The organism is Fusobacterium sp. FSA-380-WT-3A, from assembly GCF_012843705.1.
GTDB lineage: Bacteria > Fusobacteriota > Fusobacteriia > Fusobacteriales > Fusobacteriaceae > Fusobacterium_B.
Genome location: NZ_JABAFQ010000012.1, coordinates 1 through 12,751 on the forward strand (window position 1 = coordinate 1; position 12,751 = coordinate 12,751).

The following is a 12,751-nucleotide window of genomic DNA, read 5'->3' on the forward strand; positions in this document are numbered from 1 at the left end:
TAGTTCCGTATCTCACGGACAAGATTAATTATACCTTAGAAATTAAAATATGTCAACATATTTTTAAAATATTTTTACATTTTTTTAAATTTTCCTTTATTTTCAATAACTTTTTCTTTTATAAGTAATTCTCCTTCATCAATTATACTATTATTTAAAAGTATTTTATAATGACCTACTTCACTATTTTTATATATTGGAAAAGAAATAGGATAGTATTTTAATAAAATTTTTATTTGACTTCCATTTTTTACTATTTTTGAAAAACTTTTTTCTGGATATACATCTATATTATTCTTATTCCCATTTTCTATTTTTAAATTATCTAAAACTATATTTTCATTTAAAAATATCTCTTTTTTATATTCATTATAAAATTTTCTTATATCTTTTAATATCTTATAGTCACGTTCCTCTTCATTCTTTCCACCTAATATCACATATACAATATCCATTCCACTATTTTCAGAAAGAACACTCATGTTATACCCTGCCTTTGAATGATGACCAGTTTTCAGTCCATAAACTCCTTCTTTTCCTATAATTTTATTCCTATTTTTTAAATTTTGTTTTCCATTATAAATTGAAACTTCTTTTTGAGAGGCTAATTTTATTAATGAATCATATTTTAAAGCTTCTAATGACAATTTATATATTCCTAGAGCACTTCCTTTATCCATTGGTTTTCCTGTCATTGAAGTTGGTAATCCAGTTGGAGTAAAAAATTCAACCTCTTCCTCTATTCCAAGTTCTATACTTTTATTTTTCATTCTTTTTATAAAAATATCAACATTTCCTTTCCCTATATATTTTGCTAAAGCATAAGCTGCATTATTTGCTGAATGTATAGCAGTAGCTTTTATTAAATCTTCCACTGTTATTCTTTGTCCTTCATACATCCAAATTTTGCTTCCATTTATTTTTAATATTTCTTTATCTATTACAACCTTATCTTTTGGAGTGATCTCATTATTTTCTATAGCATCATAAGTTACAAGTAAAGTCATTATCTTAGTTACTGAAGCTAAAGGATATAATTTTCTTTCATTTTCTTTTATATATATTTCACCTAATTGGTCACCCAATAAATAACTCCTATAATTTTTATTTTCTTCTGCATATATTAAATTAAAAATCATTAAAAAAAATATTATTATCTTCTTCAAAAAATTATCTCCTTATTTTTTTATAAAATTATATCATTTTTTCATAATAAAAAAAAGAGAGAAAATAATTTCTCTCTTTATTCTATATTACTTTTCTTTTTTAGAAAGATAGTCTTCTATAGCTGCTTTTATAGCTTCTTCTGCTAATACTGAACAGTGCATCTTTGCTGGAGGTAATCCTCCTAATTCTTCTACCACTGCTTTATTTGTTAATTTTAAAGCTTCTTCTATTGTTTTTCCTAATACCATCTCTGTTGATACTGAAGATGATGCTATTGCTGAAGCACATCCAAATGTTCTAAATTTTACATCTGTTATTATATCATTTTCTATTCTTAAGAATATTTCCATTATATCTCCACAAGATGGATTTCCTATTTTCCCATATCCATCTGGATTCTCCATTACTCCTACATGCTTAGGATTCATAAAATGTTCCATTACTTTCTCTGTATATTGCATAATTCTCTCCTTATTTTCTATTTATATATTCATTCCATAAAGGTGATAAACTTCTTAATTTTTCTATTGTTTCTACAACAACACCTAAAGTATAATCTATCTCTTCCTTAGTATTATATTTTCCTAAGCTGAATCTAATTGTTCCATGAGCAAATTCTTCTGGAATTCCCATTGCTAAAAGCACATGTGAAGCCTGTAAATCATTAGATGAACAAGCTGAACCAGAACTTACTGCTATTCCTTTCATACTAAGATGCAATAGTATAGATTCTCCTTCTACATATTTAAAAGTTATACTAGAAGTTCCTGATAACCTTTTTGTACCTTTTGAATTTATTTCAATTTCTGGTAATCTTTTTAATAATTCATCTTCAAAATAATCTCTCAATTCAGATATTCTTTTATTTTCTTCTTCTCTATTTTTATATTGTTTTTCTAAAGCATTAGCAAGACCAATTATTAATGGAGTATTTGTTGTTCCAGGTCTCATTTTTCTTTCTTGATCTCCACCTGTTATTACTTTTCCTAATCTAACTCCATTTCTTACATATAAAGCTCCTATTCCTTTAGGTCCATAAAATTTATGAGCAGTAAAAGCTAATGTATCTATTCCAATTTCTTTTGGTTTTATATCATATTTTCCCATAGATTGAACTGCATCTACATGGAATAAAACTTTATTTTCTTTTGCTATCTTAGCTATTTCTTCTATAGGTTGAATTGCTCCTGTTTCGTTGTTGGCATGCATTACTGTTATTAAAATAGTTTCATCCTTTATTGCTTTTCTAATTTCCTCTGGATCTACTACTCCTTCATTATTTACACCTATAACAGTTACTTCATATCCTTCGCTTTCCAAATCTTTACATGTATTTTTAACTCCAGGATGCTCAATAGCACTTACAATTATATGTCTTCCTCTATTTTTATAAGCTCTCGCTATTCCTCTTATAGCTAAATTATCTGACTCTGTACCAGAACCAGTAAAAATAATTTCTTCTGGAAGAACTCCTAATACATCAGCAACCTTTTTTCTTGCTTCTGCAACAGCTTTTCCTGTTTCTTGTCCAAATAAATGTAAACTAAAAGCATTTCCATATTCTTCTTTAAAAAATGGTACCATACTTTCGAATACTTCATCATCTAATCTAGTTGTTGCATTATTATCTAAATATATTTTCATTTATTTTCATCTCCTATAATGTAAACTAAATTTCCTTCCCTATATATTTATATCATTCCTTAGCATTTTTGTCAAGAATTATCTTTAAGATTTTTTATTTTTTAAATAATAATCACAAGCTTCTGTTATTTCACACTCTTGACACTTAGGATGTCTCGCTATACACTTATCTCTTCCTTGTAAAATTATATAATGAGAAAAGTCTATCCAACTTTTTTTAGGAACTATTTTCATTAAATCTTGTTCTATTTTTTCTGGTGTTTTTTCTTTAGTAAGACCTAATAAATTAGTAATCCTTTTTACATGAGTATCCACAGTTATCCCATCTGCTAATCCCCATACTTCTCCTCTTACTACATTAGCTGTCTTCCTTCCTACTCCACCAAGTTCTAATAATTTATCCATCTCTTTTGGTAAATTTCCATCATATTTTTCTATAAGTTGTTGACTTGCTTTCTTTATATTTTTGGCTTTATTTCTATAAAAACCTGTACTTTTTATAAGTTCCTCTATCTCTTCTAATTCTAAATTAGCAAAATCTTCAGGAGTATTGTATCTTTTAAACATTTCTTCAGTTACAATATTTACTCTTTTATCTGTACACTGAGCAGATAAAATAACTGATACTAGAAGTTCAAACGGTGTCCTATAATTTAAAGCACATTTTGGTTTTCCAAATTTTTCTTCTAATTTTTTTAAGACAAATTTCACTTTTTCTTTCCTATTCATAATCCCTCCTTCTTTTTTAAAAAATAGACGGTTTTCACCGTCTATTTTATTAAAGTTTTTATAAATAACATATGTTCTATCCCTTTGTATTCATCCATAGAATCAAATATAAAATCATTTTTCTTAAAAGCTTTTATCGAAGCTATATTTTCTTCTAATATATAAGCTAATACTATTGATATCTCTTTTTTCTCTTTTATAAGATTTTCTATACTCATTTTTATTATACTTGAACTATATTTTTTTTTCCTCATCTTTTCTATCAAATAAATATTTATAATTGCTATTTCTCCATCAAGTTCAAATTTTATATATCCCAAAAATTCTTCCTCTATATTGGTGATAGTATATAGTAAATATGCTGAGGACTTTATTAAAAATTTATACCATCTTCTATGGTTTTCCCATTGTTCTTTTTCTAAAGTTGGGTAATATTTTCTTATATAACTTAAATGAATATTATTATAAATATTTTCTATATCACTTTCTTTGGTTTTTCTAAGAAATATCAATATATCACCTTTTTTATTTTAAAACTATTTTTAAGAATCTTTTTTTACCCATTTTTACAATAGTATAATCTTTTTCTCCAAATAATTCTTTTGTAATTGTAAATTTAACATCTGTAACTTTTTCTTCATTAACAGACATTCCATTTTGTTCAATCAATCTTCTTCCTTCACTTTTATTTTTTAAAACTTTATTAACAGATAAGAACTCTGTTAATTCTATTCCTAATTCAGTTTCAGAAATTTCTTTCATAGGAACATTTTCCATATTATTTCCAGAACCAAATAAAGCTTCAGAAGCTAATTTAGCTTTTTCAGCCTCTTCTTCTCCATGAATCATCTTAGTTATTTCATAAGCTAATACAACTTTTGCTTTATTTATTTCGGCATCTTTTAAAGAACTTAATCTTTTTACTTCATTCATAGGAATAAATGTTAATAAAGATAAACATTTTTCTACATCAGCATCATCTACATTTCTCCAATATTGATAAAATTCATATGGTGTTGTTTTTTTAGGGTCAAGCCATAAAGCTCCTTTTGCTGTTTTTCCCATTTTTTTACCTTCACTATTTGTAAGTAATGTACAAGTCATACCATATGTTTCTTGTTGTTCTTTTTTTCTAATTATGTTAATTCCAGCTATAATATTTGACCACTGGTCATCTCCACCTAATTGCATCTTACAATTATACTTTTGATTTAACACATAGAAATCATATCCTTGCATTAACATATAGTTAAACTCTAAAAAAGAAAGTCCACCATTTTCCATTCTTGTTTTAAAACACTCAGCTGATAACATTCTATTAACTGAAAAAAGAGAACCAATATCTCTTATAAACTCTATATAATTAAGATCTAATAGCCAATCACCATTATTAGCTAAAATAGCCTTTCCATCTGTAAAATCTATAAATTTTTCCATTTGTTTTTTTATACAAGATACATTATGAGCTATTGTTTCTTTAGTCATCATTTGTCTCATATCAGTTCTTCCACTAGGGTCTCCTATCATGGCTGTTCCACCACCAATTAAAGCTATTGGTCTATGTCCAAACTTTTGCATATGAGCCATAAACATCATTGCTATAAAATGACCTACATGTAAACTATCTGCTGTTGGGTCAAATCCTATATAAAATGTTACTTTTTCTTCACCTAATATCTTCTTTATTGCTTCTTCATCTGTAAATTGTTTTAAATATCCACGCTCTTTTAATACATCATAAACATTATTCATTAAATTAATCCTCCTAAAATTTATTTACTCTATATTTACTAAAAGAAGCTACAATATCTATAATCTGTAAATTGTTTTAGCTGTCCTCTTTCTCTTAGGACATCACAAATCTTTTCCAATTTAACTCCCCCTTCTTCATTCTACAAACAATTCTATCATAGTTTCTTTTTTTTTTCTAGTAAAAAAATACTTTCTTAATATCAAAAATATCATTCACTTAATTAAATTTATAATATATAAATAAAAAAAGAGATGCTTTACATCTCTTTAAAATCTTTTAAATGGCGGGAGTGACGAGACTCGAACTCGCGACCCCTAACGTGACAGGCTAGTGCTCTAACCAACTGAGCTACACCCCCATTTTAATGGTGGTCACAATAGGACTTGAACCTATGACCCCCTGCTTGTAAGGCAGGTGCTCTCCCAACTGAGCTATGCGACCATAAGTGGTGGTGAGAGATGGATTCGAACCATCGAAAGCGTAGCTGGCAGATTTACAGTCTGCTCCCTTTGGCCACTCGGGAACCTCACCATATTTTATATAATAATTGGTACCCCGTAGGGGAATCGAACCCCTGTTTCCAGAGTGAAAATCTGATGTCCTAACCGTTGAACGAACGGGGCATTTATCTGGTGCCGCTTACCGGAATCGAACCAGTCACCTACTGATTACAAGTCAGTTGCTCTACCAGATGAGCTAAAGCGGCATCACACACAAGAATTATTATATATTATAATATATTTTTTGTCAATATTTTTTTATTTTTTTCATTTTTTTCTTTTATTTTCAATGATTTTCTTATCCAAAAATTCTTTTAAAAAAACCTTTTTTAATATCTAATTTTAAAAAAGGAATTTCTTTTCCCAATAATCTTTGAACTATATTTTTATATGCCCTATAAGCTAGTGAGTTACCTTTAAATACTAAAGGTTCCCCTTTATTAGTAGAAATGACTATACTTTCATCATCAGGTACAACTCCTATTACATCTTGGGCTAATATTTCCACTACATCTTGAACACTTAACATATTTCCTTGTTTTACCATATCTATTCTTAATCTATTAATCAAAAGTTTTATATTTGATATTTCATTTGCTAAAAGTAACCCTATTATTCTATCAGCATCTCTTACAGCTGATACTTCTGGAGTTACTACTACAATAGCTTCATCAGCTGCTACTATTGCATTTTTAAATCCCTGTTCTATTCCAGCAGGACAGTCAATAATTATATAATCAAAATCACCTTTTATTGCTTCTATTAACTCTTTCATTTGTTCAGGTGTAACATCATTTTTATCTCTTGTTTGAGCAGCTGGAATAAGATATAAATTTTTGTTTCTTTTATCTCTTATAACAGCTTGTTTTATTTTACAACGTCCTTCTATAAGGTCTACTAAATCATAAACTATTCTATTTTCTAATCCCATAACAACATCTAAATTTCTAAGACCTATATCTGTATCTATAAGAAGTACACTTTTTCCCTCTAGTGCTAAACCACTTCCAATATTAGCTGTTGTTGTTGTTTTTCCTACTCCTCCTTTACCGGAAGTAACTACTAGAACTTTCCCCATTTTTCCCTCCTATTACACTTCGCTTTTTCCTCTAGATATTCTATAATTAAGTATACCACATTAACTTTATTACAAGCAATAATTTTTTTATTGTAATTATTGTTTCATTTTTATTAATTATAATATATAATTTATGTATCAATAATTTTATCAATAATTTCAAGGAGGAAATATGTCTATACTATTTTTTAATTATCCTAAATGTTCTACATGTGTTAAAGCTAAAAAATGGTTAGAAGAAAATGAAATCAATTTTGTAAGTAGACACATAGTCGAAGAAAGGCCTACAATAGACGAATTAAAGTCTTTTATCAAATCAAGTAATCTTCCTTTTAAAAAATTTTTTAATACTAGTGGGATTCTTTATAGAGAGCTTGATTTAAAAAACAAAATTCCTACTATGAATGAAGAAGAAGCTATTACTCTTCTTGCTTCTAATGGTATGTTAGTAAAAAGACCTTTAATTGTTTGTGATAAAGGTATTTTAATTGGATTCAAGGTTGAAGAATGGAAAAAATTCTTTAACAAATAATTTTGTAAATAAAAATAGCACGATAAAAATCGTGCTTTTTTACTGTATAATATACTCCTAAATAATAAATTTATTTCTCTTAATCATAAACTTAAATATATTTTTTCTAAATATTTCTTTGAATACTGGGATGATATTTCTTCTTTCTTTTCTAATGAGTGAAAAATATTCTTAACAATATCAATTCTTTTTTACATAGCGCTGATTCTAAGTTCGGTTTCTCTCCATTCCTTTGTACTTCTTATCTTCATAAATTTATTCACCTTTTCTTGTAAATCTAAATTTTGTCCTTCTTGTAGTAAAATTTATACTGAAAATTGGGTTTCTTCTCTTGTTTCTCATATTTATATGACTTTTTCTTTACTTACTGGTTTCATTAGAAATTTTTTCTTTAATAATCTACAATTACTTAAAAATCTTTCTGATGGTACTTATTATTCTTTTAAATATTCTTTTAAAAAAATTGATATATAATTTGGGAATTATCATTAATATTCATGCTATTGCTACTTTTGGTGATTTTGATATTAAAGGGATTTAGAAAACTCCTAATTCTCTTCCTTGGAGACCTCTTAGAAAATCTTGACAAAAATATTCTTTTGATATTATTGCTTCTTTCGCTAAATCTAATAGTTCTATTACTCTTAAAAATAAAATTTCCATCACTTATAAAAAATATTCTAATGGATTTTATGTTAATCCTAATAATATTATTAATAATATTCAAAATATTGCAAAATATCTTAGTCAAGCTTGCAAGACCAGCTATTGTTGAATATAGAATTATTTTTTTGATTCTAAAAACATTACATTTTGGTACCAAAAACCAAATAAGGACAATAAGATTTTTGTTACTTTTTCTTTAAGAGATTTTTTCAGATCTTTAATTTCTCATATTACTTCTAAATACTTTAAAATGATTAGAAGATATGATATTTATTCTAAAAATAATAAAACTAAAAAAATTAAAATTCTTAGATTTAATTTCTTTAGAAAAAAACTTTCTTGAGTAGAAAAGATATAGAGGTTTCAAATAAAATCCACTCTCTTGTTCTAAGTGTGAAACTTCTATGATTTATACTACTAAATATAGTTTTTATTATGCTTTTCCTTAATCATTTAGCACTTAATAACTTTCACAAACACAACCCTAACTTGTATTTTTTTATAATTTAAAATCTCTATATTTTTTATTATACTATATTTTTTTGATAAATTTTACCTTTATTTTTATATTCTTTTAATAAATAAATTATAATTTTCTAAATAATAAAAAGGATTAACTAAAATAGTTAATCCTTTTTATCTTACTTATTTACTAAATTACTTAGAAATATTATAAAATACATCCATTCCGTTGTATTGAGCCATATCTCCTAATTCTTCTTCTATTCTTAATAATTGATTATATTTAGCCATTCTATCAGTTCTTGAAGTTGAACCAGTTTTAATTTGTCCAGCATTTGTTGCTACAGCTATATCAGCTATTGTAGCATCTTCAGTTTCTCCAGATCTATGAGAAACTACTGCTGTCATTCCAGCTCTTTTAGCCATTTCAATAGCATCTAAAGTTTCAGTTAATGTACCAATTTGGTTAAGTTTTATTAATATAGCATTTCCTGCTTTTAACTCTATTCCTCTTTTTAATCTCTCAGTATTTGTTACAAATAAGTCATCTCCTACTAATTGTACTTTATCTCCTAATTTAGCAGTTAATAATTGCCATCCTGCCCAGTCATCTTCTCCTAATCCATCTTCTATAGATTTAATTGGATATTTTTCAACTAGACTTGCATACCATTCTACCATTTCTTCAGAAGTTCTTACAACTCCTCCTTCTCTTTTAAAATGGTATTCAAATTTTCCATCTACTTCTTTACAGAACTCACTTGATGCAGCATCCATAGCAAAAGTGATGTCTTTTCCTGGCTCGTATCCTGCTGCTTTTATAGCTTCCATTATTAAATCTAAAGCTCCTTCTGTTCCATTAATTTTAGCAGGTGCATATCCTCCTTCATTCCCTACATTAGTAGAATCTCCATTAGCTTTTAATAATTTTCCTAAGTGATGGAATACTTCACAACCCATTCTCATAGCTTCATTAAAATTAGCAGCTCCAACTGGTTGAATCATGAACTCTTGAACGTCTACTGCTGAGTCAGCATGTGATCCTCCATTTAATATATTCATCATAGGTAAAGGTAATTCTTTTGCATTTACTCCACCTAAATATTTATATAAAGGCATTCCTAAAGCTTCAGCTGCTGCTTTAGCTACTGCTAAAGATACACCTAGTATAGCATTTGCTCCTAATCTTCCTTTGTTAGGTGTCCCATCTAAAGCAATCATAGCTTTATCAATTTTAACTTGGTCTAAAGCATCCATTCCTAAAATTAATTCTTTAATTTCTGTATTAACATTATTTACTGCTGTTAATACTCCTTTTCCTAAATATCTAGATTTATCTCCATCTCTTAATTCTACTGCCTCATAAGCTCCTGTAGAAGCTCCTGATGGAACAGCAGCTCTTCCTTTTGCTCCACATTCTAATACTACATCTACTTCTACTGTAGGATTTCCTCTAGAATCAAGTATTTCTCTTGCTACTACATCAATTATTCTTGTCATTTTTTTCCTCCTATTTTTTATTTTATATCTCTCAGTTTTATTTTACTCTAATAATTTTTACTGTGTTTGTTGTTCCTGGCATAAATACTTCTTCACCACATGTAGCTGCTATTATATCTCCAGATTTTACTAATCCTAATCCTACTGCAGCTTTTTCAGCATTTTCCATAAAATCATTTAAATTTTTAAAATCTCCACTTAAATAAGGAATAACCCCTTTACTTAATAATAATTGGTTGAAAGATTTTTGACTATTTGTTACTGCTAAAATCATTGCACTAGGGAAATATTTTCTTAAACTTCTAGCAGCTCTTCCTGATCCAGTTCCTACTACTATTAACTTAGCTCCTAATACTTCTGCAGCATCAACACATCCTTTTGCTACTGCTTCTGTAATTCCTATTTCTTCTTTTTTATCATAATCTACATTACTATACAATAATGGATCTGTTTTTTCAGCTATTCTTGTCATAACTTCTACTGCTTCAACTGGATATTTTCCTTTTGCACTTTCACCAGATAACATTACTGCATCTGTTCCATCTAATATAGCATTAGCAACATCATTAGCTTCTGCTCTTGTTGGTCTAGGATTATTAATCATAGAATCTAACATTTGAGTAGCAGTAATAACTGGTTTTCCAGCTTGATTACATTTTTCTATCATCATTTTTTGAGCAAATGGAACTTCTTCTACTGGTATTTCTACTCCTAAATCCCCTCTAGCTACCATTATCCCATCAGAAAGCTCTAATATTTCATCAAAGTTATCTAATCCTTCTTTATTTTCTATTTTAGAAATTATTTTTATATCTGCTCCACCATTTTCAGTTAATACTCTTCTAACTTCTCTTACATCATCACCTTTTCTTATAAATGATGCTGCTACAAAGTCAATTCCTTGTTGACATCCAAATTTTAAATCAGCTATATCTTTTTTAGCTAAGGCTGGTAAATTAACTTTTACATTTGGTAAGTTAACTCCTTTATTTTCTCCTAACATTCCATTATTTTCTACAACACATTTAACTTCATTTCCAACTATTTCTTTTACAGTTAATTCTATTAATCCATCATCTATTAATACTGTATTTCCTACAGATAAATCTTTTGCAAAATCATCATAAGTAACTGCTACCATTTTACTATTTCCTATAACAGTTTTATCTGTTGTTATTGTAAATTCTTGACCAGCAACTAATTTTACATCTTCTCCATTTTCTAATTTTATAGTTCTAATTTCAGGTCCTTTTGTATCTAATAATATAGCTGCTTTTAATCCTGTTTCTTCTTTAACTTCTCTTAAAGCTGCTATTCTAGCTGCATGTTCTTCATGACTTCCATGAGAAAAGTTTAATCTCATTACATTCATTCCAGCTTTCAATAATTTTGTTAACATTTCTTTTGATTCACTTTTTGGTCCAATAGTACATACTATTTTTGTTTTTTTCACAAAATCACCTCTATAATTTATTAAAAATTTTATTACAAACATAACTAATACATATTTAACATCCTAATTTTAAACAAATTTTTAATTTTTGTCAATTTTCTTAAAGGTTATTTTTTCATCTATTTTAGTTATATCCTTACTCAAATATTGAACTTTTTTATATAAATTTTATTTTTATATAATTTTTATTTTAAAATTATAAAAAAAAGAGATGCTTTGCATCTCCTTAAAATCTTTTAAATGGCGGGAGTGACGAGACTCGAACTCGCGACCCCTAACGTGACAGGCTAGTGCTCTAACCAACTGAGCTACACCCCCATTTTAATGGTGGTCACAATAGGACTTGAACCTATGACCCCCTGCTTGTAAGGCAGGTGCTCTCCCAACTGAGCTATGCGACCATAAGTGGTGGCCAGAGGCGGAATCGAACCACCGACACGGGGATTTTCAGTCCCCTGCTCTACCGACTGAGCTATCTGGCCAAACAAAATATTTCTTTCTAAAAAAAAATGGCGGAGAACCAGAGACTCGAACTCTGAAGCCTTACGGCGTCGGTTTTCAAGACCGATTCCTTACCAATTAGGATAGCTCTCCAGCACATATGGTACCCCGTAGGGGAATCGAACCCCTGTTTCCAGAGTGAAAATCTGATGTCCTAACCGTTGAACGAACGGGGCATTTTGTTAAAATGGTGGATCTAATTGGAATCGAACCAATGACCACTCGGTTATGAGCCGAGTGCTCTAACCAGCTGAGCTATAGATCCATATGTACTTAATATTTTATTTTATGGCGTGTCTGAAGGGATTCGAACCCCTGACCCACGCCTTAGAAGGGCGTTGCTCTATCCAGCTGAGCTACAGACACATCTAAATGATTAATGGTGCGTCATACTGGATTTGAACCAGTGACAACACGATTAAAAGTCGTGTGCTCTACCTACTGAGCTAATGACGCTTACCTGGAGCGGGAAACGAGGTTCGAACTCGCGACATTCAGCTTGGAAGGCTGACGCTCTACCAACTGAGCTATTCCCGCATAAAACTGTAACACTGAATATTTATTTGGTGGCGGGGAAAGGATTTGAACCTCTGACCTTCGGGTTATGAGCCCGACGAGCTGCCAACTGCTCTACCCCGCGATATGGTGCCTAGAGCCGGAATCGAACCGGCACGGTATCAAGATACCACAGGATTTTAAGTCCTGTGCGTCTACCTGTTCCGCCATCCAGGCTTCTTAATTTAGCATTTTCATTTCTGCTCCCTTA

At 29.2% G+C, this 12,751-nt stretch carries 12 protein-coding genes, 16 tRNA genes and 1 pseudogene; 3 read left to right on the forward strand and 26 right to left on the reverse strand.

The window, feature by feature from the left end:
* Positions 1–74 precede the first annotated feature (74 nt).
* From HF862_RS07355 to minD, 12 genes are all read right to left on the reverse strand, one after another.
* Positions 75–1,139 (reverse strand): D-alanyl-D-alanine carboxypeptidase family protein, encoded by a 1,065-nt coding sequence (locus HF862_RS07355; protein WP_170187241.1) that lies wholly within the window; start codon positions 1,137–1,139, stop codon positions 75–77.
* A gap of 114 nt (positions 1,140–1,253) precedes the next feature.
* Positions 1,254–1,628, reverse strand: coding sequence for a Fe-S cluster assembly scaffold protein NifU (nifU, locus tag HF862_RS07360; RefSeq protein ID WP_170187242.1), 375 nt, complete (start codon positions 1,626–1,628; stop codon positions 1,254–1,256).
* Positions 1,629–1,638: 10 nt separating this feature from the next.
* Positions 1,639–2,811: a cysteine desulfurase family protein gene (locus HF862_RS07365; protein WP_170187243.1), complete on the reverse strand. Its 1,173-nt coding sequence runs from the start codon at positions 2,809–2,811 to the stop codon at positions 1,639–1,641.
* Positions 2,812–2,895: 84 nt separating this feature from the next.
* Positions 2,896–3,540 (reverse strand): endonuclease III, encoded by a 645-nt coding sequence (nth, locus tag HF862_RS07370; RefSeq protein ID WP_170187244.1) that lies wholly within the window; start codon positions 3,538–3,540, stop codon positions 2,896–2,898.
* A gap of 41 nt (positions 3,541–3,581) precedes the next feature.
* A complete protein-coding gene (locus HF862_RS07375) occupies positions 3,582–4,052 on the reverse strand; it encodes a GNAT family N-acetyltransferase (RefSeq protein WP_206039057.1) in 471 nt (156 codons plus the stop codon).
* 13 nt (positions 4,053–4,065) lie between these two features.
* Entirely contained in the window at positions 4,066–5,292 is a 1,227-nt protein-coding gene (tyrS, locus tag HF862_RS07380; RefSeq protein WP_170187245.1) for a tyrosine--tRNA ligase, read from the reverse strand.
* Positions 5,293–5,574: 282 nt separating this feature from the next.
* Positions 5,575–5,651: transfer RNA gene (locus HF862_RS07385), tRNA-Asp, on the reverse strand.
* Between the two features lie 7 nt (positions 5,652–5,658).
* Positions 5,659–5,734 (reverse strand) — tRNA-Val (locus HF862_RS07390).
* A 5-nt stretch (positions 5,735–5,739) separates the two neighbouring features.
* Positions 5,740–5,824 (reverse strand) — tRNA-Tyr (locus HF862_RS07395).
* A gap of 17 nt (positions 5,825–5,841) precedes the next feature.
* Positions 5,842–5,916, reverse strand: a tRNA-Glu gene (locus HF862_RS07400).
* A gap of 7 nt (positions 5,917–5,923) precedes the next feature.
* Positions 5,924–5,999, reverse strand: a tRNA-Thr gene (locus HF862_RS07405).
* Positions 6,000–6,091: 92 nt separating this feature from the next.
* A complete protein-coding gene (gene minD, locus HF862_RS07410) occupies positions 6,092–6,871 on the reverse strand; it encodes a septum site-determining protein MinD (protein ID WP_170187246.1) in 780 nt (259 codons plus the stop codon).
* Between the two features lie 172 nt (positions 6,872–7,043).
* Between minD and HF862_RS07415 the strand changes: the two genes are divergently transcribed.
* Both HF862_RS07415 and HF862_RS10185 read left to right on the forward strand, forming a co-directional pair.
* Entirely contained in the window at positions 7,044–7,403 is a 360-nt protein-coding gene (locus tag HF862_RS07415) for an arsenate reductase family protein (protein WP_170187247.1), read from the forward strand.
* A 249-nt stretch (positions 7,404–7,652) separates the two neighbouring features.
* The gene (locus tag HF862_RS10185) at positions 7,653–7,877 is read left to right on the forward strand and encodes a transposase zinc-binding domain-containing protein (protein ID WP_369694289.1); all 225 of its coding nucleotides are present in this window, start codon (positions 7,653–7,655) and stop codon (positions 7,875–7,877) included.
* 63 nt (positions 7,878–7,940) lie between these two features.
* Here HF862_RS10185 and HF862_RS10115 read toward each other — a convergent pair whose 3' ends face one another.
* Positions 7,941–8,066, reverse strand: a complete 126-nt coding sequence (locus tag HF862_RS10115) for a hypothetical protein (protein WP_255456939.1) — start codon at positions 8,064–8,066, stop codon at positions 7,941–7,943.
* A 139-nt stretch (positions 8,067–8,205) separates the two neighbouring features.
* Here HF862_RS10115 and HF862_RS10190 point away from each other — a divergent pair.
* Positions 8,206–8,412: pseudogene (locus HF862_RS10190) on the forward strand (transposase); the annotation flags it as partial.
* Between the two features lie 314 nt (positions 8,413–8,726).
* Here the strand turns inward: HF862_RS10190 and eno are convergent.
* The 13 genes from eno to HF862_RS07490 form a co-directional block, all read right to left on the reverse strand.
* Positions 8,727–10,031: a phosphopyruvate hydratase gene (gene eno, locus HF862_RS07430; protein ID WP_027128504.1), complete on the reverse strand. Its 1,305-nt coding sequence runs from the start codon at positions 10,029–10,031 to the stop codon at positions 8,727–8,729.
* Between the two features lie 37 nt (positions 10,032–10,068).
* A complete protein-coding gene (pykF, locus tag HF862_RS07435) occupies positions 10,069–11,484 on the reverse strand; it encodes a pyruvate kinase PykF (RefSeq protein WP_170187248.1) in 1,416 nt (471 codons plus the stop codon).
* Between the two features lie 241 nt (positions 11,485–11,725).
* Positions 11,726–11,802, reverse strand: a tRNA-Asp gene (locus HF862_RS07440).
* A 7-nt stretch (positions 11,803–11,809) separates the two neighbouring features.
* Positions 11,810–11,885 (reverse strand) — tRNA-Val (locus HF862_RS07445).
* Between the two features lie 5 nt (positions 11,886–11,890).
* A tRNA-Phe gene (locus HF862_RS07450) sits at positions 11,891–11,966 on the reverse strand.
* A gap of 28 nt (positions 11,967–11,994) precedes the next feature.
* Positions 11,995–12,078, reverse strand: a tRNA-Ser gene (locus HF862_RS07455).
* Positions 12,079–12,086: 8 nt separating this feature from the next.
* A tRNA-Glu gene (locus HF862_RS07460) sits at positions 12,087–12,161 on the reverse strand.
* A 12-nt stretch (positions 12,162–12,173) separates the two neighbouring features.
* A tRNA-Ile gene (locus HF862_RS07465) sits at positions 12,174–12,250 on the reverse strand.
* A 24-nt stretch (positions 12,251–12,274) separates the two neighbouring features.
* Positions 12,275–12,351: transfer RNA gene (locus HF862_RS07470), tRNA-Arg, on the reverse strand.
* Positions 12,352–12,365: 14 nt separating this feature from the next.
* Positions 12,366–12,441, reverse strand: a tRNA-Lys gene (locus tag HF862_RS07475).
* A gap of 5 nt (positions 12,442–12,446) precedes the next feature.
* Positions 12,447–12,522, reverse strand: a tRNA-Gly gene (locus HF862_RS07480).
* A 27-nt stretch (positions 12,523–12,549) separates the two neighbouring features.
* Positions 12,550–12,625, reverse strand: a tRNA-Met gene (locus HF862_RS07485).
* 3 nt (positions 12,626–12,628) lie between these two features.
* Positions 12,629–12,717 (reverse strand) — tRNA-Leu (locus tag HF862_RS07490).
* Between the last annotated feature and the right edge of the window lie 34 nt (positions 12,718–12,751).

What these genes read in the sequence shown, in the direction of transcription:
- HF862_RS07355 (WP_170187241.1), bottom strand. Translation starts at nt 1,139, where the DNA reads ATGATTTTTAATTTAATATATGCAGAAGAAAATAAAAATTATAGGAGT.
- nifU (WP_170187242.1), bottom strand. Translation starts at nt 1,628, where the DNA reads ATGCAATATACAGAGAAAGTAATGGAACATTTTATGAATCCTAAGCAT.
- HF862_RS07365 (WP_170187243.1), bottom strand. Translation starts at nt 2,811, where the DNA reads ATGAAAATATATTTAGATAATAATGCAACAACTAGATTAGATGATGAA.
- nth (WP_170187244.1), bottom strand. Translation starts at nt 3,540, where the DNA reads ATGAATAGGAAAGAAAAAGTGAAATTTGTCTTAAAAAAATTAGAAGAA.
- tyrS (WP_170187245.1), bottom strand. Translation starts at nt 5,292, where the DNA reads ATGAATAATGTTTATGATGTATTAAAAGAGCGTGGATATTTAAAACAA.
- minD (WP_170187246.1), bottom strand. Translation starts at nt 6,871, where the DNA reads ATGGGGAAAGTTCTAGTAGTTACTTCCGGTAAAGGAGGAGTAGGAAAA.
- HF862_RS07415 (WP_170187247.1), top strand. Translation starts at nt 7,044, where the DNA reads ATGTCTATACTATTTTTTAATTATCCTAAATGTTCTACATGTGTTAAA.
- HF862_RS10115 (WP_255456939.1), bottom strand. Translation starts at nt 8,066, where the DNA reads ATGGAAATTTTATTTTTAAGAGTAATAGAACTATTAGATTTAGCGAAA.
- eno (WP_027128504.1), bottom strand. Translation starts at nt 10,031, where the DNA reads ATGACAAGAATAATTGATGTAGTAGCAAGAGAAATACTTGATTCTAGA.